This window comes from Singulisphaera acidiphila DSM 18658, from assembly GCF_000242455.2.
GTDB lineage: Bacteria > Planctomycetota > Planctomycetia > Isosphaerales > Isosphaeraceae > Singulisphaera > Singulisphaera acidiphila.
The window spans coordinates 6,504,789-6,526,177 of the sequence record NC_019892.1 but is presented as its reverse complement, the minus strand read 5'-3'; the positions used below and the strand labels follow the sequence as shown (position 1 = coordinate 6,526,177).

Genomic DNA, 21,389 nt, shown 5'->3' with positions numbered 1-21,389 from the left:
CTCGAATGCGTGAACGCGGTTCGCTCCGTAAAACAACTCGGTGTACCTTTTGATAAGGATGACACCAAGTGCTCATCCCTCGATCCCCCCCTTGGAAAGGGAAGGGACTGTCGTCCCTACTGGAATCCCCTGGGACAAGGCCCAGCGATCGGAAACTGCGGCAAATCAAGCGGATCACCCTCGGGTCGGCTGATTCATCCCGGCAGGAACGGATCGTCTGGAAACGAGAGATCCATCAGCAACAAGTGGAAGCCGGCATAAGAGCGGATCGGATCGAGGTCGGGGTCACGTCGCATCGTCTCCACGTCGCGATATCCGGCCGCGACGGCCTGCCGAAGCTTCTCCAGGGCGAGTTCAGCCCGCGCAGATCGTTCCGAGTTCGGCGCGAAGTTCGCGCAATAGCTATAGCCACAAGCCAGATCATAGAGCGTTCCAGGGCGAGCGAGCGGGAGCCGGCCCAGGATCGCTTCGGCCCTCTGAAAAGAGGCCCGCATCTCTCCCGGTTGGTCGACCGACGCACGCTGCATGGCGATCTTGATGTAACTCCGAACCAGGTCATCTCGGTAGAGAGCGGGGTGATCCTGAACCAGGGATTCGATTAGGGAAGCAGACCTTTCCAAGGGCCCGGCTGCATCGCCGGCCCTGCCCAAGCGAAGCAAAAGCCGGCCGACAGCATCAAGGCATTTGGCAAGACGCTTCCGGTACTCGACGAGCGCGGGATCGCGGCGCTGCACCTCGGCTTGGATCGCGGTGGCGCGTTGGAGCAACCGTAGCGACTCGGAAATCTCCCCGGAAGCTTCGCGCGCTAGACCGAGATCGAGGAGACACCAGGCGAGGTTGCTTTGATATCGAAGGCTGCCGAGGTTTTTCGCAAGGAGTGCCTCGCGGATTTCAAGGACCTTCTCGTGCATCCTGGCCGCCTCGGCCGGTCGTCCGAGGCTCAGGTGGGAAGCGCCGATGTTGCCCAGGGTCCACGACAACCGTTCGCGTTCCCGGAGGTCGTTCGGCCGCTCTCGGATCAGCGCCTCCTGGACTCGCCTCGCCTGCTCAAACGACCCGAGCGCCTCGGCCGGACGATAGCACACGTTCAGCAAAATACCGATATCAACATAGATAATAGCCAATGTAGACCGACTCGCGACGTCCGACGGCGTCTCGGCGACGATTTGCTCGACCAGTGCCTGCGACCGTTTGCGGGCCGTGAGGGCCTCGTTGAACAGCCCCAGGCTCGAGGAAAGGTAACCCACTCGCGTGTAAGCATCCGAAAGCCGGGTGCGGGAGCTGCCCGAGGCATTCTCTTCGAGGGTCCCCTGGAGTTCCCGACACAACGCCAGGGACGCCTGTAGCAGTTGTCCGCGTGTACCCTCCATGAGCGGATCACGCAGGACTGCTGCGTTGTTCATCGCAAGGTCGAAGACATGGAGCACCTTCATCGCTGCGTCAAACCGATCTTGAGCGCGGTGTCGCGCGGCCCCCTCCCGTTCGTTGGCCACCCGTAGCGCCTTGTTCGCTTCCCACTGGCGCTGGAAGTTCATCTCGGCCCGTTGACGCTGGAGTCGAGCCTCCTTCAAATGCCGTTCGGCCCTCTGCCACTGGGTCATGATCCCCCCGATGCCGAGCACCAGCGCCAGGAGAAGCCCTCCCCCCAGCCCCGCCAGCACCGGCTCTCTGCGGCACCAGCGCCAGGCGTGCTCGACCCACTTGACCCGGCGGGCGAGGATCGGCTTGTCGGACAAGAAACGGCCCAGGTCGTCCACCAAAGCGTCGGTGTCGGCATAGCGTCTTGACCGCTCCTTGCGGAGGCAGGTCAGGCAAATCGTCTCTAAATCGCGAGGGATCTTCTTGACGAGGCGGGACGGTGGGACCGGCTCGCGCTCACGAATCTGATCGAGCGTCTCGAGGGGGGACTCGGCCGTGAACGGTGGTCGCCCGGTCAGTAGCTCGTAGAGGATCGCACCCAACGCGTAAACGTCAGTTGTCGGGCCGATAGCGCCGGGCGGTCCTCCCGCCTGTTCCGGCGCCATGTAGCTGGGTGAACCAATGATCGCATGGGTGCCGGTGAGGCTCGAGAGGACCTGAAGGGTTTTGGCGAGCCCGAAGTCAGCGATCTTGGGAATTCCGTCTTCGGTCATCAGAATGTTGGCCGGCTTCAAGTCGCGGTGAACGATCCCGAGGCTGTGAGCTTCACCCATGGCTTGAGCCAGCGTCGCGACGAGCTCGGCCGAGGCACGAGCCGGCCGGGGGGTACCGTCGAGTTGGTCGGCCAAGCTTCCCCCGGCAACATATTCCATCGCGAAGTAGGGAAGGCCATCGTGGTCGCCACAGGCGAAGACCCGGACGATGTTCGGGTGTTGCAGCCGGGCGACGGCCTCCGCCTCGGCCAGGAAGCGGGCGGACGCTTCGGGCGACGCATGATCGCCGGCCAGGATCATCTTCAAGGCGACGATCCGATTCAGCCGGGTCTGGCGTGCCTTGTAGACGATTCCCATGCCACCCCGCCCCAGGATCCCGAGAATCTCGTAGTCCGCGACGGCGACGGCCTGCCGTCCTCTCGGTGCGGAAACGGGCGAGCTCAACATGGGTGAGATTCCGTCGCCGTCCTTCAAGAAGGGGGATGGTCGGAGCGCTTCCTCGAGTTCGAACTGGAGTGTGAGTTGGGGGCCGAGTTCGGGGAATCGCTCCAGATACTCGGCAAGCCGAGGTGCGTCATCGACCTCCTCACGGAGGATCATTTCGTTGTAGATCAGGTCAAGGACCGCCTCGGAATCGTCGCGGAGCGCCGGGTGCTGCCGCAGATAGGTTTCGACAAGGGCACGTTCGCCGCTCGCCCACCACTGACGCTGGTGGATCAGCAGGAGGTCCATCAGGGACCCCAGGGAAGAGGAGGTTTCCCCGGTCAAACCGGAGTTCAGCAGGCCCGAATCCGAGGGATCGGTCATGGCTCGTCATCCAGACCGAGTTCTCCGGCCACGCGATCGAGCGCCCGGGTCAGCTTCTTCCGCAAGGCCCCCGCATCGCCCGGGAGTTGCGACGCGATTGTGGCCCAGTCATGCCCCTGGTTGCGAAAGTCGAGCAGCAGACGTTCATCGGGAGAGAGCCGATGCCGGACTTGCTGGAGCAGATCACGCGCGGAGGCCTCGGCGATTGGGCTCGCGCCCGGGTCGACAAACACCTGCTGGTCGTGCCCCCCGGAGGTGACGTGCAGCCCCCCTCGGCGCTGGGAACGCAGACGGCGAGTCTCGGAGATCAATTTCTTACGGGCCATCGCGCTGAGCAGACCGAGCAACTGTTCGGGAGTCGACAAATCATATTGGCCCGAGGCCGCCCTGACAAAGAAGCTTTTCAGCACGGATTGGCAAATGTCCATCGAGTCGAGCAGACCGCGAAGATGGGCATCGGCCAACCGAAATCGGATGGCGCGGCGAATCGCTGGCTCGTAAAGACGGACCAATTCAGCCGCCGCGTCATGGTCCCAGGCACGGACCCGCCGGATCAGTTGATCGAAGGTTGACGCCTCGGTCATTGGCCTGCTCCTAAGGACACGGACCAACCAGAAAAACATCTTAGCCGCATCGACTCGTTCGCTGCAAAATCTTTACTCCCGAGGGGTCCGTCCTCAAGCCGCGGTAGTCACATTCCACGGATTTTGTCCTCCAGCCTCGACTTTTTGCGATTAAGAGGTTCGAGAAAGGTCAATGTTCCCTGGCCGCCTCGTCCACCGGCCCGACAACTCTGCGTGTCTCGGCCTGATTCGTAAGACATCAGCCTCATCAACCGAGGCTCCGGCAAACACCATCCCACCCTTTCTGAACCGGAGCGCGAATCGCCCGATTGATTCCGCGAAAGACGAGACTCCTCAGCCATCCTGACGGGGACTCTACGTAGCACCCTTCCCGACCATAAGTTCACTGAAATTTCACCAGCGAATCCAGGCTGCCGATCGCCGAGGAAAACCCTTCCCAAACACGCTGAGAGAGGACAGGTGCTTCTGCAATGGACTGTGACCGACCTCTCGTTGTTCAAGCCCCCGGAAGCGGTCGGGCTCGGCAAGAAGTGCCAAAGATTTCCACGCAAAAATTGGAGTTCTCTCTCATGACGAAACAGCATTCAAAGCTGGCTCGCTGGAGCGGGCTGTCCCTGGTGATCATGCTGGTTGCCATGGGATCGGTCTGTCTGCCCGGCTGCGGTGGTGGTGAAACCAAGGAAGCGGCCTCGCAAGCGGAATATCCGGCTGTGAACAAGGCTGCGGATGATGCTCAGTTGGAATTCATGAAGAACCAAGGCAAGAAGACAAAGAAATGAAGGGGATATGCTCAGGGCAATCGCATTGTGAATGGTTCCCTGATTCCTGCCTTCTCGACCAGTTCATGCTCTCAACCCGAAACGCATACCCGACGCGGACCTATTCGCTCATCCTTAATTTTCGGTCCTTGCGTGAGGACCGCATTCTTTTTCATGTGATTCAAAGACTCATCGAAATACTGGGAGGCCGTGCATGAGAAGCAATCTGAGACGCGGGTTCACGCTCATCGAGCTTCTGGTGGTCATCGCAATCATCGCCGTGCTCATCGCACTCCTATTACCAGCCGTGCAAGCCGCCCGCGAGGCCGCTCGCCGGTCGCAGTGCATCAACAACCTGAAACAGATCGGTCTGGCACTCCATAACTACCACTCGGCACTCAACTCCTTCCCCATGGGAGGGTCGCACAACCCAAGCGGCTCCCCGCAATCATTCACCTACACCCCCGTCACCTGGGATGCCTGGAGTGCCCAGTCCGCACTCCTGCCATACATCGAGCAGCAGGCGATCTATTCCGCCATCAACTACAACTTCGCCCCGCGACCGGGGACGGAAGGCGGCACCATCAATTCCACCGCGTTCAATGCCAGGATCGCGTCCTTCCTCTGCCCCTCCGACGGCAACGCGGGAAAGGTCAACTACAACAGCTACGGTGCGAGCCAGGGCACAACCACGGTCAACTGCTGTGTCGTCGAACTCAAAACCACCACGGGGATGTTCGGCAACATGACCTCAAGCTCGATTGCGGAGGTCAAGGATGGGACCTCGAACACGATCGCTTATTCCGAATCCCTGGTCGGCAACGCGATCAATTCGCCCAATCGGGAGGGCAACGCAGCCATTGGGAGCAGTGGACTCGCGAGTGGCAAGATTGACATCACGGGAATGTTAACCCAGATCAAGACCGACATGGCAAGCTGCGACACGGACTTCCAAACCGGGTCGGCGACGGCATGGGGCCGAAACGCCCGCGGCTCCAGTTGGGGCATCGGCGCCATGGGCTACTCGATGTTCAACACGGTCATCCCCCCCAACGGGGCGAAGTGGGTGGCCTGCCGCATCGGCTGCTGCGCCCAGGCCCAGCATGCTCACTATAACCTGGCAACGAGCGCCCACTCCGGCGGCGTGAACACCGCAATGGCCGATGGCTCCGTCAAGTTCATCAAGAACTCGGTCTCCTGGCCCACCTGGTGGGCCCTCGGCACCAAGGCGAACGGCGAGGTGATCTCCGCCGACTCCTACTAGGCTCTGTTTGACAAACCGTCTGGAGGCGTCGAACGTAGAAATAGGGTGATCGAGCAGGAGGTCCCCCTATGCATCGCTACGAACTCACTGATCAACAATGGGCTCGGATTGAGCCGCACTTGCCGCACCGGACCCATCACGGCAACCTGGGGCATCCGTTCAACGACCACCGCCCCATCCTCAACGGCATCCTTTGGATCCTTCATACCGGCGCCCCTTGGAGAGATCTCCCCGAGCGCTACGGACCCTGGGAGACTGTGTACTACCGGTTCAACCGCTGGCGTCGGGACGGTACATGGATTCGGATCGTCTCCTCGCTCTTGGATGAACTGGACGATCGAGGCCAGATCGACCATGACTTGTGGTGCATCGACGGCTCCGTGATCCGGGCCAGTCGGGCGGCCGCCGGGGCGAAAAAAAAGGCAAGCCAATGGTGCAGGCTTGGAGGGCGTCAAGAGACGCAAATGGAGGAACCGCCGGACCATGCGTTGGGGCGTTCGCGAGGCGGGTTCGGCACCAAGATCCACCTCGTGTGTGATAGCCATGGGAGCGTGGTCGGTATCCACGTCACGGCCGGACAGAGGCACGACAGCGTGGCTTTCGAGCCGACGATGGCCCGACGCCTGTTCCGTCGCCGTCGGGGCCAGCGTCGCTGGCCGCGGCGGCTGGCAGGCGACAAGGGGTATAGCTATCGGCGGATCCGGCGCTGGTGCCGGAGGCGACGAGTCGAGGCGGTGATCCCGACGCGCAAGGACCAGCCTCGGGATGAGAAGTTCGACAAGGCCACATACAAGCGGCGGAATATCATCGAGCGGGTGGTGGGCTGGTTCAAGGAGTACCGCCGGTTAGGCACCCGCTACGAGAAATTGGCGGTTAACTACGTCGCCATGTGGTTGGTCGCAATCATGGAGAAAGCCCTGTTTCGCCTTTTGCCAAACACAGCCTAATCCAAGGCCGAAGTGAGAAGGCCGGCCCAAGCCTCTCCCCTTCTCCTAGACCGTCAATCCGCCGAAAGCCACGGCAATCCCGCTCGCGGAAGGGGCCCCTGCCCCTTCTGTTTTTCGCTCAAGAGCTTTGAATCAAATGCGATGTCACGGGGTCGCCCGCAACTCATAGATCCGCACCTTCGAGTCTCCTCACCGAATGTTGACTTGCCTCCGGGTATGACAACGACATTCACCCTCTCCTCCACACTAAACAAGCACAATAAAAAAACAAAACATACTAATTTCAAACAATTCAGCGCAACTGAATTTTTCTGCCATCGATCCTCTCTGGGCAAGGCTGAATCGAGCCGGCATCGCCCTGGTCTTCCACTTGGCAATTCGCCGGGGAAACGGCTGAAGTGCCGCACACGCTTTTCGATGTCGTCGATGCCTTCCTGAAATGACCTCCGGTGATAGAATGGCTTTCGATGGTCCTGTTGTTCCGCAGAAGGATGGCGGAGCCTCATCGAAGCGTCTCGGGGAGGGTTGCCTTGAACCTATCCACCGTTGTCCGGACCGAACGATTCGTCTTTGACGATCTGCGTGCGGTGTTCGCCAAGGCAAACGAGGAGAAATCGGGGGATCGACTCGCAGGGCTTGCAGCAGGGTCGGAACGCGAGCGGGTTGCCGCGAAGCGCGTGCTGGCCGACCTGACCCTCATGGAGATTGTCGACCACCCCTTGATCGACCCGGACCTCGACGATGTCAGCCGCCTGATCCTTGATACGCTCGACCGCCCGGCCTTCGCTGCATTCGGTGGGATGACTGTCGGCGGATTCCGCGACTGGCTGCTCGACGACGCCACGACGAGCGCTGAGTTGAATTCCGCCCGAGGGGCAATCACGCCGGAGATCGCCGCCGCAGCCACAAAGCTGATGGGCAACAAGGACCTGGTCCTGGCCGCCCATAAGATCCGCACCGTCACGCGCTGTCGAAACACGATGGGCGAGCGCGGCGTGCTCGGGATCCGGATCCAGCCCAACCATCCGAGCGACGACCTCGGCGGCATCCTGCTTTCGGCCGTCGACGGCCTCATGTACGGCTGTGGCGACGCAATGATCGGGGTCAACCCCGCCTCCGGGTCAGTCGAAGCGACTACTGCGATCCTCAACGGGCTCGCTCGGCTGATCGATGCCTATGCGATCCCAACGCAGGCATGCTGTCTGGCCCACATCACCACTCAGCTCCAGGCGCTCGATCGAGGCGCTCCGGTGGATCTCCTCTTTCAATCGATCGCCGGCACCGAGGCGGCCAACGCCAGCTTCGGCGTGAGCCTAGCCCTACTCCGTGAAGGGCGGGAACGGGTGCTCGAGCATCATCGTGGGCGTGACGTCGCCTGGGCCGGCGATCAGGTCATGTACCTCGAAACCGGGCAAGGGAGCGCCCTCTCGTCGGATGCCCATCACGGTGTCGACCAACTCACCCTGGAAGCGCGAGCCTATGGCCTGGCCCGTACGCTCGACCCGTTCCTGGTCAACAGCGTCGTCGGCTTCATCGGCCCTGAATACCTGTTTGACGAGCGGCAGATCATCCGGGCAGGCTTGGAGGATCACTTCATGGGGAAACTCCTCGGCCTACCGATGGGCTGTGACGTCTGTTATACGAATCATACCGACGCCGACCAGAACTCGGCCGATAACTTGCTGCTCTTGCTGACTGCCGCAGGATCCAACTTCTTCATGGGCGTGCCCTGCGCGGACGACGTGATGCTAAACTATCAGTCGACCAGCTTTCATGACGCCCTCGGCGTCCGCCGGTTGTTCGGCCTGAGACCCGCACCCGAATTCCTCGCCTGGCTGGAACGCCTCGGCATCTTCCGCAGCGGCGAACTTGCCCTCTCCCATGCTTCGGAATTACGGCATCTTATGCCGAAATTAGAATCCGTCCTCGAGGGAACCCACTGAGATGCAGATGGCGCAAGGCGACGGCCAACGAGACGGGGACGTGGACGATGACGTGCGGACGCTGCACGCGATGGGATACGCCCAGGAACTGTCCCGGCGCATGAACGCGTTCTCAAGTCTGGCGCTTTCGCTCTCGATCATCTGCATCCTGTCGGGCGGAGTAACGTCCTTCCACCTTGGTCTGAGCGCCGTGGGCGGGGCCTCGATCGGACTGGGCTGGCCGCTGGCCTGCCTCTTCTCGCTGATCGTCGCCGCGACGATGGCGCAACTGGCCTCGGCATTCCCGACAGCCGGGGGCCTCTATCACTGGGCCTCGCTCCTGGGTGGCAGGGGCTGGGGCTGGGCAACCGCCTGGTTCAACCTGGCGGGCCTCGTCACCGTGCTCGCGGCGATCAACGTCGGCTCCTACCGCTTCGCCGTCGGCGCACTCGGACCACGGCTCGGGTTGTCGGCCTGGTGGCTGGAACCGGCAGCCCAGGCCCTCGGTGTTGCCTTGATCACAGCTTCACATGCGGTGATTAACCACATGGGGATCCGGGCGACGACCCGTCTGACCGACTTCAGCGGCTTTCTGATCGTGGCCGTCTCGACCGCACTCGCGATCGCCTTGCTCACGTTCGCTCCCAGCCTGGATCCGACCCGGCTGATCACGTTCACCAACTACAGCGGGCCGGCAGGGGGCAACGTCTGGCCGGCATCCGAGAGCCTCATGCTCCTGTTCGCCTTGGGCCTGCTGCTGCCGTCGTACACGGTCACCGGCTTCGATGCTCCCGCCCACGCCTCCGAGGAGACCAAGGCGGCCGCGGCTGCCGTGCCTCGGGGCATCGTCCGCTCCGTCGTGATCTCCGGGCTAGCCGGATGGGTGTTGTTGAGTGCGGTCGTCCTGGCCGCTCCCGACCTCGGCGAAGCCGCCGCGCAAGGGGAAGGAGCGTTCCTCTCAATCGTCGATCGGGTGCTTCCCGGCCCGATCGCATTGTTCTTGACGGTCGGGATCGTAATGGCCCAGTACCTCTGCGGCCTAGCCACGGTGACCTCGGCTTCGCGCATGGCCTTCGCGTTCGCCAGGGACGGCGGCCTGCCCTACTCCACGGCGATCCGCCGCGTCAGCCCCACCCACCAGACACCGGCCGTCGCAATCTGGACCGTCTCGATTGCCTCCGTTTTGTTCACAGTCTGGACCCCCATCTATTCGACGATCACGGCAGTCTGCGTGATCTTTCTCTATCTCTCCTACGTCATCCCCACAGCCCTCGGCCTCGTCGCGTTCGGCCGGTCCTGGACGACGATGGGCCCCTGGAACATCGGCGGCTGGTATCGGCCACTGGCCGCGCTGAGCGTGGTTGGATGCCTTTTGCTGATCCTCATTGGTATGCAACCGCCCAACGATCGGTCCGTCTGGGTCGTCGGCTCGTCTGCGGTGGTCCTCGCCTTAGCCTGGTTGGGATCCGAGCGCCGGCGGTTCCCAGGACCACCTCGAATTGACGCAGCCGGCACTCTGGTCACAACCGAGGATTCCCCTTTCTCGGCCGTCGAGCCCGAAGGAGAACGACATGGCCGCCGATCCGCCGGCAGCCCGGGGCGAAGATAACCCATCCTTGCGGTTCGATGCGATCCGCGCCCGCACCCCGGCGCGGATCCTGGTCGGCCGCGCAGGATCGAGCTACTTGACGACGGCTCTGCTCGACCTCCGGCAGGACCATGCCGCCGCCCTTGACGCCGTCCGTGGCGAACTGGATCTGGTTCGCGACCTCGGCCCCGAGCTCATCGAGCGTTTCGGCCTCTTCGAGGTCGGCACCCAGGCCCTCTCAAAGCGGGAATTCCTGATGCGTCCCGATCTGGGGAGGCAACTCGAGGCCATGGCCCTCACGAGCCTGGCCGCAGGCTGCCCGCGCGGGGCGACCCTGCAAGTCGCGATCGGCGACGGCCTCTCCGCTGCCGCCGTTGCCGCCCAGGTCCCTGCTCTGCTGCCGCTCCTGGAGTCCGGAGCGAAGGAGCGGGGCTGGTCATTCGGGCGGCCATTCGTGATCCGCTACTGCCGTGTCGGCGTGCTCAACGACATCGGCGAGCGACTCGATCCGGCCATCGTTCTGCTCTTGGTCGGCGAGCGGCCCGGCCTGTCGACATCGAATAGCCTTTCCGCCTACATGGCCTATCGACCTCGCGCCGGGCATACTGACGCGAACCGCAACCTCATCTCTAACATTCACGCCCACGGCCTCCCCCCCGAGGAGGCCGCCCGACAGATCTTCGAACTCGCCACGACAATGCTGCGGCAAGAGACGAGCGGCGTCCTGCTCGGCTCGTCGTCAACGGTGGCGAGCGTAGAGCATCGGCCTCCGACGGATCCGGATCCCTAACCGGGGGACGGATGCCCCCCGTTCACGCCACCCACCCGCTCTGGTATTCACCGACCAACTGGTCCACAGCACGGGCCAGGGCCGATTCCGGATTACCTTCGCTGGCCACGATTCGAGCCGCCAATCGTGCGGCGTCACGCCCATGAGGCATCGCCACGCCCATCCCTGCCCATGACAGAAGCGAAACGTCGTTGTGGCCGTCGCCGAAGGCCAGCACAGCGGAACGAGGGATCTCGAGATGACGGGCCAAGGCCGCCACGCCGTCATCCTTATTTGCGTTGGGGGCCGTGAACTCGAGATACCAGTCCTCGGTGATCGTCACCGACAACTGCCCGGCATAGCGTGCCCCCATCTCGGTGGAAGTCGATGCGATCCGATCGGGCTCTGCCGCCCAGATGATCTTCTCTGCGGGACGCGCGGTGAGTGGCAAGAGGTCGGCGATCGTGATGAGGTCGTCGCCGGAGTGTTTGCTGTAGTTCTCGACCCAAAAGGTTTGTGCTTCGGCGAAAACCTCTTCCCGAAGCCAGAGCATCACGGTGAAGCCCCGACGGTGCCCTTCGGCCACCAACGACACCTGGTCGGCCGACGTCAACGTGGCGTGGTAGATCACTTCTCCTGTCCGCAAGTGTTCCACCCGGGCCCCCTGAGCGGAGACCACGAAATCGTCCAAGCCCAACTCTCCGCAGAACGACAGCATATTCGCATGTCGACGTCCTGAAGCCAAGACGACGCGGCAACCGAGGGCTTGCAACTGTTCGACCGCTCGGCGGTTTTCCCAACTAATTTTCTTGTCGGGCCCAACGAGCGTGTCGTCGATGTCAATCGCAGCAAGAGAGTAGGGAAATTTGGAATTTCGCATCAATTGTCCATCTTTCGTTGTTTGTATTTCTACGAACTTAACGCGTTCGCTCGACGGCAAGCCGAGCACACGTAGCGATCATCACCCCAAACCCAACCACAACGATGAGGGCATGGGATAATCCCACCCCCCTGCTGAGTGCTCCGATGATCGGCGGGCCGATTAAAAAGCCGAACGAGCCTACGGTCGCGACCGAGGCGATCGCACCACCGGCGCGGTCTTCCCGCCCCGCTGCGCGGAAAAGGATCGGGACCATGTTGGCAAGGCCCAACCCAGCGAACACGAAACCGGCGAGCGCGGCCGTGTGCGACCGGAGGATCAACGCGCCCCCGAGTCCCGCCGCTACGAAGAGTGCGCTCGTTCGCAACAAGGTGAACGATCCGAGCCTTGCGACCAGCCCGTCTCCGGCGAATCGTCCCACTGTCATCGCCATCGCGTAGACGGAGTAACCAAACGCGGCCGAAGCGGCCGACACGCCGACCTCTCCCTCAAGGTAAATCGCTCCCCAATCACCCATCGCCCCCTCGCAAAAGAGCGCGAAGAAGGCCAGGATTGCGAGCGACATGAGCCGCCCGCGCGGCCAGAGCGTCGCCTGATTCTCATGCGCTGAATTGACCTGATCGTCCTTACGCAGACACCCCGTGGCGATCAGACTCAACCCCAGCAGAGCAAGTCCCGCAACCAACATCGCAAGCGGCGGCGGAACCTGGAACTTCAGGGCGGCGGCTACCAAGGACGAACCACAAAGCAGCCCGAGACTCCAGAATCCATGGCAAGACGAAACGAGGGGACGCTCCCCGGCACGCTCGGCCGTAACGGCCTGAGCATTGGCGGAAACGTCTAACGCCCCCTTGGAGCCGCCAAACAGCAGCGCCGCAAGCGTGAAGAAGAGAAACCCTCCAGGAGCCATGGCCGCGAGCGCAAGCAAGGGGAGCAGGCAGCTAAAGCCGATCGCTGAGACAAGTACCACGCCTCGACTGCCACGACTGGTGAGAATTCGGCCCGCCACCGGCATCGTCAGCAGACTGCCGGTGACCATCGCAAACAGGGGGATACTCAACCCCCCATCACTCAGCGCCAGATTCGCCTTGAACGTCGGCAAGAAGGCCGCCCATGTCCCGAACCCAATCCCATCCACCGCGAACATGGTAAAAATCGCAAGGCGCGACCACCTGAGGGGAATGATCCGGGGTTCCGAACCGATTTGGATCAGAGACGTTGAGTCCATGGAAAAACACGGGGCCTCATGCTTGAAACTGCACGCACATGCCGACTCTTCTCCCATTATCGACGCGATATCAGCCGAATCAAGGCTAACCGTGCAACTACCCGCAATCTTCATGCGGATTGACGCGGGTTTGTGCAGGATCTGATAAACTGAATCAAAGAGGGGAGGGTTTATGCTAACAGCCGAGCGACAAAGGGCTTTGCTCGAGGTACTCAAGCTTGAAGGCAAGGTGCTGGCTTCGGGACTGAGCCGGAGGTTCGGCGTCTCGGAGGACACGATCCGCCGCGATCTGCGCGAGTTGGATAAGGCGGGTTTGCTTCAGCGTGTCCATGGGGGCGCATTGCCCCGGTCGTCCATCTCGGTGGAGTATTCCTCTCGGCAGAAGGAATCGACCGAGGCCAAGCGGAGGATCGGCGCCGCCGCCGTCGGGCTCTTACACCCTGGCGAGTTGGTTGTCCTCGATGCCGGTACGACACCGCTCGCGGTGATCGAGAATCTGCCTGCGGATTTCGCCATCAAGGTGGTCACCCACAGTCTCCCGGCAGCCACGGCGTTAGCCGAGCACCCGGTGGCCGAGGGCATTATCATTGGCGGCCGCATCTTCAAGTCGGCTCGAGCCAGCAACGGTGTGGCGACGGTCGATGCCTATCGTCTGATCCGCCCGGACGTCTGCATCCTCGGCGCAGCCGCGGTCCATCCCGAAGCCGGGATCACGACCTTCGACGCCGAAGAGGCCGAGGTGAAACGAGCGATGGTGGCGTATGCCTCACGTGTCATCGTGCTCGCCACCGGTGAAAAGCTCGGCACGGTCTCTTCCTACCTGATCGCCCCCGCAGGCCGCCTTACCCATCTCGTGACGGACCGTGACGCGTCACCGGAGGTCCTCCAGCAGCTCCGCGAATTGGGGATCGAAGTGGTCTTGGCCTGAAGACGTTTCGTTCGCCAGTAAGGCCCACCCACGCGAGGTCACGTCATTCAAAAAAACAGGGAGCGATCCGCTCCCCGTTCGCCTCAAAAGTAATCACATCGAAATCAGGGCTTACTTCTCGGCACCGAGAAGTTCGACCGCGCGCCGTTTCAGGTCTTCTTGCGGGTGGTTCACCAGCGTCGCAATTCGCTTCGCTCCCAGCTTGCTCTTGTCGAGCCGGCCTTCAGCCACCGCATCGAGGAGGGCGGAAATCCGGTCTTCGTCGCGGAGCAAGGCGTCGAGGGCGAAATTCTGAACGTGGGGAGTGTAGTGGTTCATCCCCGACAGCAAGGCAGGCCCGGCGCACGGGGTCGGCACATCGGCCAAGCCACTGACGCCCCCCTGCTGGAGTTCGGGATCAACGCCTTTGACCAAGTAGCGGAAGAGTTGGGCACCACAGCGGTCCCACGGCTCGACGCCGAGCATCCTCAACGCATCGTAGCGGGTGCCGGTCTTGATCTTCTCGTCGTCGGCCATCACCGAAGCGAGTTCGATCGCCTCGTGCCACCGGGGCTTGAGATCCGGGCGACCGTCGAGGACTTCCTGGAACCGCGCGGCCGGCCATATGCCCTCGAGGCTAACCCCATTAATCAGGCCGCCACCGATGACGACCGCTCGCCAGTCGTCGAGGCGGGCCGAAGGCGCGGGAAGTGATGCATCGAGGAGCTGCGCAAGTTCTTTGGCGTCGTTGCGCCGGCCTCCCGCGATCGCGACCCGCCAGATCCAGGGAATCCGGCGATACTCCTCGTCCGTTCCTGGAGTCAGGTCTTCGACCAACGCGGCGACTAGTTCCGCCGACGCCTCGGGATGCTTGGCAATGAGTGCCTCACGATCCGCTTGCGGCAGAGCATCGTCAAGAATCTGCCGGGCAATCGCTCGAGACGAATCGGACGGATGAACCGTCTCGCCCTTTTCCTTCGCCTCGACGCCCGCTTCCAGACCAAGCGTCAAACCGACCAGCAGCATCCATCCCCACAGAATCAGAGGCCGCGGCATCGTGAAATCCCCCCTCAATCATCAACGTAGGAGCAATCGACTGTCCCAGCTCGACGTCCATCTGGCGTGGACGGAGCAATCGTCGATCAGGCTACCCACCTGAACCAGGTTCCGCAACGCCGCTGCTCAGGAGCGGAAGACATCGTCCGAGGCGGGTGCAGGCTCACGATCGATCCGGAACAGACTCAGGTCGATCCGAGCCGGACGATCCAGGACAAGGTCGGTGATCGCCTCGGCCGTCGCGGGTGAGAGCTGCAATCCTGAGCGTTTATGGCCGGTTGCCACGAGCAGGTTCGGAAAGTCGGGAACGGTCCCAAGATACGGCCGGCTGTCGATGCTCCCGGGCCTCAGTCCCGCCCAGGCTCGCTCCACTTCCGCGTCGGCCAAGGCCGGAACGAGACGAATTGCCTCATCGAGCAGGTCGCGAACCCCCTGCGTTGTCGGGCGGGTGTCGAACCCTGCATCCTCCTCGGTCGCCCCAATCAGGACCCGGCCGTCGTCGCGCGGGACCAGGTACATCCTGCCGTGCTCGACTATGCGGCGGAGGACCATTCCCTGACAGCGGAGCAGGACGATCTGCCCCTTGACCGGCGGAGTGGGGACCTGAATCCCGAGCATTTCGAGCAGCCCCGCCGACCACGCGCCGGCCGTGACGATGACCTGCCCGCAAGGGATTCGCCCATGCTCCGTCCGAACGGCCGTGACACGTCCTCCCGCAGTCTCGAATCCGACCACGGCCTCGCCGGGACGAAGCCGGACACCGCGTGCCTCGATGGCCGTCTTGAGCGCTTCGAGGTGCCACGGGTTGCGGATCTGCGAACGGTCGGGCAGGTAGTAAACGACCCGCAAGCTCGGGTTCAACGCGGGTTCGACGCGGACATAGTCGCCAGGAGCGAGCCGCTCGAAGACGATCCCATCGCTCCGCCAGCGCCCGGCCGAGGTCCGGAGCGCGTTCTCTTCATCCTCGGTCCACGCGACATCGACGCCGCCGGTTCGGCGGAATCCATTATCGATCCCTGTCTCCTCACGAAGCGCATCCGACCACTTCGGGTAGAGCCGGGCACTCCAGGAACGAAGGAGCTCGAACGGCTGTGCGGGCGGCCGTTCGGAACAAGGGGGGAGCATGCCGGCCCCTGCCCAGGAAGCCTCACGGCCAAACTCACGCCGATCGAGAAGCGTTGCGCGAATCCCTTCTCTCGACAGGGCGTAAGCCACCGAAAGGCCGATGACCCCTCCCCCGACGATGACGACATCGTGTTGCAATCGACTCATTCCCCTATCAAGGCAACGATTATTTTTTGTCGCGTTCAATTGAGCGAGGGAGAGGAGTGCTCTCATCCTGGTCCCGAGCTGATCCTCGCCAGCGAGCCTCGGAGATCCGGTAAAGGGTGCGGTTCTCACTGGCGAGGATCAGGTCGAGACCGTCCCAGGCAATCCCCTCAACGTGATCCGCCGGGAACCGGACGGTGCCGACGAGCGTCCACGGTCCAGATCGTGACCGATCGCGCTGGTAAACGCGGGCGACATCGACCGCGCAGACCGCCAGGAGGCGGCCGTCTCGCGAGAGATCCGCGCCGGTGGCCGGCTCAAGAAACCGGGGGAGCCGGCCCAAGGATTCAGGTGCTGCGGGCCGCAACAGCGGTGCGGGGGGACTCAGCGGAATCGCGAAGAGTTCCGCCTCACTGCGGTCGAAGGTCTTGGCCACGACGACAGCGCGGCCAGCATCGAGGAAGAGTCCTTCGGCATCGAACCGCCCCTCAGGCGGGAAGCTGTAGAATGAGGAGACCTCGACGGCAAGGGTTCCCTTGAAAGGCTGCGTCGGATCAGGCTCATTGATCTGATAAATCGACCGCAGAGGTAAACGGCCTTTGTTATTGCCGATCTCACCCAGATAGAGATGGCCATCGTCATCGATGGCGATGTCTTCCCAATCGACGTTCGGCACTTGGAGCAAGTACTCGCGCACCAACGACCCGTCGCGTTTGACCGCGAACAGTAAGGAAAGATTGCCGGAGTCGTTGTGGACCCAGAAAATTCCGGGATGGCGGCGGCTCGCGACGATTCCCGAAGCTTCGCGGATCGCCGGATAGTTGAGCCGTCCCACTCGTTCCAGAGGAGGGCCGCCGGTGACGAGGGCCAGTGCTAGAGCGATCCCGGTGAATAATGCCATGGTTGTGCGAACGCTCTCCACCTTTGACAGGATAAAAACTCGATCTTAACAAGTCAGGGGGTTCCAAGGCCACGATGGCAGGGGAAGCTTGCCCCTCTTTCTCGTCCAGGGAAGAGAGAGGGGTCGTGACTTGCATCCCAGCTCCCGGGAGGTCAAACTCTCCTAACTCCGGTTCCGGCCGCGTACCGCCCGAGGAGGTTGGCGACGGCCGTTTGTCCGCCCCTTGAGGCTTGCAACTCCCATGGAAATCCCGCAGATCCGGCCGGGTAAAGTCAGTGAGCAGGCTAGGCCGATGCCGCGAGTTGTCGCGTTCTTCCGCAACTCTGCGCAAGGTAACTTGGTCATCCAGATCCTGACCACGATCGGCATTCCCAACGACCGGCTCGGCGTCACCCCTCCCGAACAAATCGAGACCGGCCAGGGAATGGTGCTCTCGGTCGCTTGCCCCGATGAGAAGACGATGGCCCGCGTGGAGACGATCTGCCGTGAGCAAGGGGCAGACATCCACCGCCAACGCTCTTGATGGAATCCCCGACCTGCCCCACCTTAGTTTTTTCTTCGATTCACTTGCCGAGGTTGCACGATGACGCCGTTGCGTGTCCCGAAGACCTTCCTGGCCCTGAGCCTGACCGCGCTGTTGCCCCTCTCGGGAGTCGCCGACTCGCCGAGCGAAGTTCCCTCGTTCGCCAAGGACGTCCCGCACGTTAAGACGGGCGAGCCGATCTTCCAGTTCAACGGGAAGGACCTCACGGGGTTCTATACCTACACCAGGGACAACAAACTGGAAGACCCGAATCAGGTCTTCACGGTCAAGGACGGCGCAATTCGTGTCTCCGGTCAGGAATTCGGCGGGTTCACCACGCGCGATGAATACAGCAACTACCATCTGATCACCGAGTGGCGATGGGGTGACAAGACCTGGGCCCCTCGCGAAACCAAATCACGCGACTCGGGCATCCTGGTCCACTGCGTCGGACCCGATGGCGCCGCGGGGGGCAACTGGATGATGTCCCAGGAGTGTCAGATCATCGAAGGGGGATGCGGCGACTTCATCATGGTCCCCGCGACGATCGACGGCAAGGCGGTGCGCCCCAGCCTGACCTGCGAGACGCGGGTTGGCCCCACCGATAAACAACTCTACTACGAGAAGGGCGGAACTCCGGTCACCGTCGACCAGCGCTACAATTGGTGGGGTCGCGACCCGGAATGGAAAGACGTGCTGGGCTTCCGTGGCAAGCGAGACGTCGAAAAGCCGGCCGGCGAATGGAACCGGCTGGAAGTGATCTGCGACGGCGACACCATCACCAACATCGTCAACGGCTATGTCGTCAACGTCGGAACCAAGTCGAGCCTGACCAAAGGCAAGATCCTCTTCCAGTCCGAAGGGGCCGAGCTCTTCTTCCGCAAGATCGAGGTTCGACCGATCGTGAAGTGAGACGGCTGTCCGGGCCGTTCTCGGATCTGATCTTCCCCAATTTCGAGAAGTTTACTGTAGATTCACCCACGTCCGGGGAGCTGGGGGCCGACTTCGACCCCCGGTTTCAGGGCCGGTCGTAAGGGCTCCCTCACCATATCTTCCCCTTGAGATCGCCGTCAGTCTTCACAGGCCCCTTCTCGCTTTTGAGCAGAGATTTCCCTCGGACACGCATGAGGGATACAATGGTGTTGTTCGCCCTTGCCAAAGCGGTGGAAGGGGAAGTCACTCCAATGTCGCGGATGGTTCCCATCTCGATCTGCATTCTCGCCACGGCCCTCATGACCGTCGGCGGTTCGAACGTTCGCGCCTCGGACGATCCGGCGATCGACCGAGGCCTCACCTATCTCCGCCAGCATATCAGCGACCAGCAGGCGGGAGAGACAGCCCTGATCGCCCTGGCGTTCCTCAAGGGGGACGTCCCGTTGAGCGACCCCGCCGTCACGGCCTGCTTCGCGAAACTCCGCCAGCGATTCCCAAGTTCGATCTACACGCCGGAACGCTCCAACGGCCATGAGGTGTACGAGGCCGCCGTGATCGCGATGGCGTTGGCCAACCTCGACGCGGAAACGCGACGGTCCGACCTCAACCAGGTGGCCCAATTCCTCATCGGCCGGCAGAAAGCGAACGGGTCGTGGGATTACCCAAGCCGAACCAATGGAGATACGTCGATCTCCCAGTATGCGGTTCTCGGCCTCTGGGAAGCCGAGAACGGCGGCGCCCGCGTTCCCGCGAGCGTCTGGGACCGTGCAGCCCAGTGGTTCATGTCCACGCAAGGGGCTTCCGGCGCTTGGCGCTATCACTCCGACGAAGCCGGCCAGCCCGAAACGATCTCGATGACGGCTGCGGGCGTTGGCAGCCTCCTGATCTGCAAACGCCAGCTCGCCCAATACCGCTTGGCAAAGACACAGCAAAGTTCGCTGCTCATCCCGCTCACCCCCGAGGGGACTGACACCCGTTACGAGGTCAAAACCCCCTTCAACCGGATCGACCAATCGATCGGTGGCGGGATGAATTGGCTGTCGTCCAGCTTCACCACGTCGCCAAACCCGATCGTCGGGCCCTCGATTTTCTACGGACTCTACGGCATCGAGCGGATTGGCGCCCTCGCCGACAAGTCGACGCTCGGTCGAATCGACTGGTACGAGCGGGGCCGAGCGTTCATCCACTCAAGCCAGACAGCCCACGGCGCCTGGTCATCGGCCCACGGCGAGCCGATGAACACGGTCTGGGCGATCCTGTTCCTGAGCCGGTCAACCGCCAAGACTCTCCGACGAATCGAGGTCAAGCGACTGGGCGCGGGGACCCTGCTTGGAGGCCGAGGGCTACCCACGGACCTGTCGAGCATGACGGTCGCGGGGGGACGTGTCGTCAGCCGGCCCATGAACGGCGCGGTCGAGGGAATGCTAGCCGTGCTCGAGGATCCGCGCGCCCAGTTCGCCGAGTCGGCACTCTCCGGGCTCGTGACACGTTATGAGACGGAGGGTCCCGCCGTCCTCCGCCCCCACAAGGAGCGGTTTCGAAAGCTGCTGGCCAGCCCCGACCAAGGCCTGCGCCGGGCCGCCGCATGGGCGTTGGGTCGCACCGGCGACCTCGATGCCGTTCCCCCTTTGATCGGCGCCTTGACCGATCCCGACGACGAAGTGGTCGCCACCGCTCGGCTCGGCCTCCAACTGCTCAGTCGCAAGATCGACGGACTTGGCCCCCCCTCGACTTCCACTCCGGCCCAGCGCCAGGAGGCTGCGAGTCGCTGGAAAGCCTGGTACGAGACGATCCGCCCGCTCGAGCTCAATGGGCAGAGCGATGAGAAGCCGGATCCAACCGCCACCAGCGCCGCGCCAGGACCGGCATCGAAGGAGCCACGATGACCGGGACGAGCACGCCAGCACCGACGCAGGGGGAGCGTCCCGAGCCGCAAGTCCGGGGCGAGTCGATCTACGACCAGGTTACATCGCTCCTGATGGCCATCGTCATCGGCGCCTTGCTGGTGGTCGGCTGGTTGGCTCTGGTCTACGCGACCAATCAGGCCTACGCCTCCCGGGTGACGGCTCCTCTTGAGATCGTCGACGTCTTCGGGGGCGGTGGCGGAAGCCCCGACGGCACGCCGGGCTCGACCGAGAAGATCGACGTCGCAGGGGCGGAGGTCGCCGCACAGGCCTCGAACAATGAGGAAGTGGCCGGCGATTTCGAGGAACCGTCCGTGCAGGAAACGCCCGCCGCCATGCTCGACGCCGTGGCCGACGCCGGACAGACCCTCGCGGAAGTGGACCTGGGGGCCGTCATGCCAACCGGAGGGGCGGTAGCCAGCGGCCGCAAGGCGTCGAAGATCGGCACCGGCGGCCCAGGGCTCGGCCTGGGGCCAGGCGACGGCGGGGTCCCTCGCGAGCAGCGCTGGAGTATCGTCTACAACCCCGGCCAGACCCCCGATGAGTACGCTCGCCAGCTCGACGCCCTCAAGGTTGAGTTAGCCGTCGTGAGCGGGCCCAACCAGCTCACTTATATTTCCAACTTCTCCAACGAAACGCCAACCAAGCGCCGCGGGTCGGGCCAGGGAGACGACCGGCTCTACTTCCTCTGGCAAGGCCGGGGCCGGAAGGCGTCGGACGTGGCCCTGCTTCAGAAGGCGGGCATCGAGGTGGGTGAGGGCGTGGTGATCCAGTTCTATCCGAAACAGGTGGAGAACACCCTGGCCCAACTCGAGGTCCGCTATCGAGGGAAGCAGCCCGCCGAGATCCGGGTCACTCGATTCAGTGTGGTCCCCAAAGGGGACGGCTACGGCTTCGCGGTCCTGGCTCAGGAAACCCTTCACTGACGAGCGAACGTTGACATTAGCATCTGCCTTGTGATTCAAGTCTCGAGCCGGCGGAGCTAGACAGCTCCGGGCTGTCCCCAACCTCGGGAAA

18 protein-coding genes are annotated in these 21,389 nt (G+C 62.8%); 11 read left to right on the top strand and 7 right to left on the bottom strand.

Features of this window, described 5'->3' with window-relative positions; all coding sequences use genetic code 11:
• Nucleotides 1–194: 194 nt before the first annotated feature.
• Nucleotides 195–2,939 carry a protein kinase domain-containing protein gene (locus SINAC_RS25605; protein WP_015248470.1) on the bottom strand — a complete coding sequence of 915 codons (2,745 nt, stop codon included), beginning with the start codon at nt 2,937–2,939 and terminating at the stop codon, nt 195–197.
• Nucleotides 2,936–3,523 (bottom strand): ECF-type sigma factor, encoded by a 588-nt coding sequence (locus tag SINAC_RS25600; RefSeq protein ID WP_015248469.1) that lies wholly within the window; start codon nt 3,521–3,523, stop codon nt 2,936–2,938. Before SINAC_RS25600 ends, SINAC_RS25605 begins: the two co-directional genes overlap by 4 nt.
• A 569-nt stretch (nt 3,524–4,092) precedes the next feature.
• Between SINAC_RS25600 and SINAC_RS25595 the strand changes: the two genes are divergently transcribed.
• The 6 genes from SINAC_RS25595 to eutC all read left to right on the top strand — a co-directional run bounded on the left by SINAC_RS25595 (nt 4,093) and on the right by eutC (nt 10,792).
• Nucleotides 4,093–4,302 (top strand): hypothetical protein, encoded by a 210-nt coding sequence (locus SINAC_RS25595; RefSeq protein WP_015248468.1) that lies wholly within the window; start codon nt 4,093–4,095, stop codon nt 4,300–4,302.
• 193 nt (nt 4,303–4,495) lie between these two features.
• Nucleotides 4,496–5,545 (top strand): DUF1559 domain-containing protein, encoded by a 1,050-nt coding sequence (locus SINAC_RS25590; RefSeq protein ID WP_015248467.1) that lies wholly within the window; start codon nt 4,496–4,498, stop codon nt 5,543–5,545.
• Between the two features lie 68 nt (nt 5,546–5,613).
• Nucleotides 5,614–6,492: an IS5 family transposase gene (locus tag SINAC_RS25585; RefSeq protein WP_015247066.1), complete on the top strand. Its 879-nt coding sequence runs from the start codon at nt 5,614–5,616 to the stop codon at nt 6,490–6,492.
• 530 nt (nt 6,493–7,022) lie between these two features.
• Nucleotides 7,023–8,435, top strand: a complete 1,413-nt coding sequence (locus tag SINAC_RS25580; RefSeq protein ID WP_015248466.1) for an ethanolamine ammonia-lyase subunit EutB — start codon at nt 7,023–7,025, stop codon at nt 8,433–8,435.
• Between the two features lies 1 nt (nt 8,436).
• Nucleotides 8,437–10,023, top strand: a complete 1,587-nt coding sequence (locus SINAC_RS25575; RefSeq protein ID WP_015248465.1) for an amino acid permease — start codon at nt 8,437–8,439, stop codon at nt 10,021–10,023.
• Complete coding sequence (gene eutC / locus SINAC_RS25570) at nt 9,986–10,792, top strand: ethanolamine ammonia-lyase subunit EutC (RefSeq protein WP_015248464.1); 807 nt, start codon at nt 9,986–9,988, stop codon at nt 10,790–10,792. Before SINAC_RS25575 ends, eutC begins: the two co-directional genes overlap by 38 nt.
• 22 nt (nt 10,793–10,814) lie before the next feature.
• On the opposite strand, the gene SINAC_RS25565 is transcribed toward eutC, so the two are convergent.
• Both SINAC_RS25565 and SINAC_RS25560 read right to left on the bottom strand, forming a co-directional pair.
• A complete protein-coding gene (locus tag SINAC_RS25565; RefSeq protein ID WP_015248463.1) occupies nt 10,815–11,651 on the bottom strand; it encodes a Cof-type HAD-IIB family hydrolase in 837 nt (278 codons plus the stop codon).
• Nucleotides 11,652–11,688: 37 nt separating this feature from the next.
• On the bottom strand, nt 11,689–12,798 hold the full coding sequence (locus SINAC_RS25560; protein WP_237722754.1) for an MFS transporter: 1,110 nt from the start codon (nt 12,796–12,798) through the stop codon (nt 11,689–11,691).
• A gap of 253 nt (nt 12,799–13,051) precedes the next feature.
• Here SINAC_RS25560 and SINAC_RS25555 point away from each other — a divergent pair, with 253 nt between their 5' ends.
• On the top strand, nt 13,052–13,807 hold the full coding sequence (locus SINAC_RS25555; RefSeq protein WP_015248461.1) for a DeoR/GlpR family DNA-binding transcription regulator: 756 nt from the start codon (nt 13,052–13,054) through the stop codon (nt 13,805–13,807).
• 111 nt (nt 13,808–13,918) lie between these two features.
• Here SINAC_RS25555 and SINAC_RS25550 read toward each other — a convergent pair whose 3' ends face one another.
• From SINAC_RS25550 to SINAC_RS25540, 3 genes are all read right to left on the bottom strand, one after another.
• The gene (locus tag SINAC_RS25550) at nt 13,919–14,842 is read right to left on the bottom strand and encodes a hypothetical protein (protein WP_015248460.1); all 924 of its coding nucleotides are present in this window, start codon (nt 14,840–14,842) and stop codon (nt 13,919–13,921) included.
• A 126-nt stretch (nt 14,843–14,968) separates the two neighbouring features.
• Nucleotides 14,969–16,114 (bottom strand): glycine oxidase ThiO, encoded by a 1,146-nt coding sequence (thiO, locus tag SINAC_RS25545; RefSeq protein WP_020466780.1) that lies wholly within the window; start codon nt 16,112–16,114, stop codon nt 14,969–14,971.
• 19 nt (nt 16,115–16,133) lie between these two features.
• Nucleotides 16,134–17,012, bottom strand: coding sequence for a hypothetical protein (locus SINAC_RS25540; RefSeq protein ID WP_015248458.1), 879 nt, complete (start codon nt 17,010–17,012; stop codon nt 16,134–16,136).
• Between the two features lie 292 nt (nt 17,013–17,304).
• Between SINAC_RS25540 and SINAC_RS25535 the strand changes: the two genes are divergently transcribed.
• From SINAC_RS25535 to SINAC_RS25520, 4 genes are all read left to right on the top strand, one after another.
• Nucleotides 17,305–17,535: a hypothetical protein gene (locus tag SINAC_RS25535; protein WP_020466779.1), complete on the top strand. Its 231-nt coding sequence runs from the start codon at nt 17,305–17,307 to the stop codon at nt 17,533–17,535.
• Nucleotides 17,536–17,595: 60 nt separating this feature from the next.
• A complete protein-coding gene (locus SINAC_RS25530) occupies nt 17,596–18,447 on the top strand; it encodes a 3-keto-disaccharide hydrolase (RefSeq protein WP_015248456.1) in 852 nt (283 codons plus the stop codon).
• Between the two features lie 224 nt (nt 18,448–18,671).
• Nucleotides 18,672–20,354 carry a HEAT repeat domain-containing protein gene (locus SINAC_RS25525; protein ID WP_015248455.1) on the top strand — a complete coding sequence of 561 codons (1,683 nt, stop codon included), beginning with the start codon at nt 18,672–18,674 and terminating at the stop codon, nt 20,352–20,354.
• Nucleotides 20,351–21,298 carry a hypothetical protein gene (locus tag SINAC_RS25520; protein ID WP_015248454.1) on the top strand — a complete coding sequence of 316 codons (948 nt, stop codon included), beginning with the start codon at nt 20,351–20,353 and terminating at the stop codon, nt 21,296–21,298. Before SINAC_RS25525 ends, SINAC_RS25520 begins: the two co-directional genes overlap by 4 nt.
• Nucleotides 21,299–21,389: the final 91 nt, after the last annotated feature.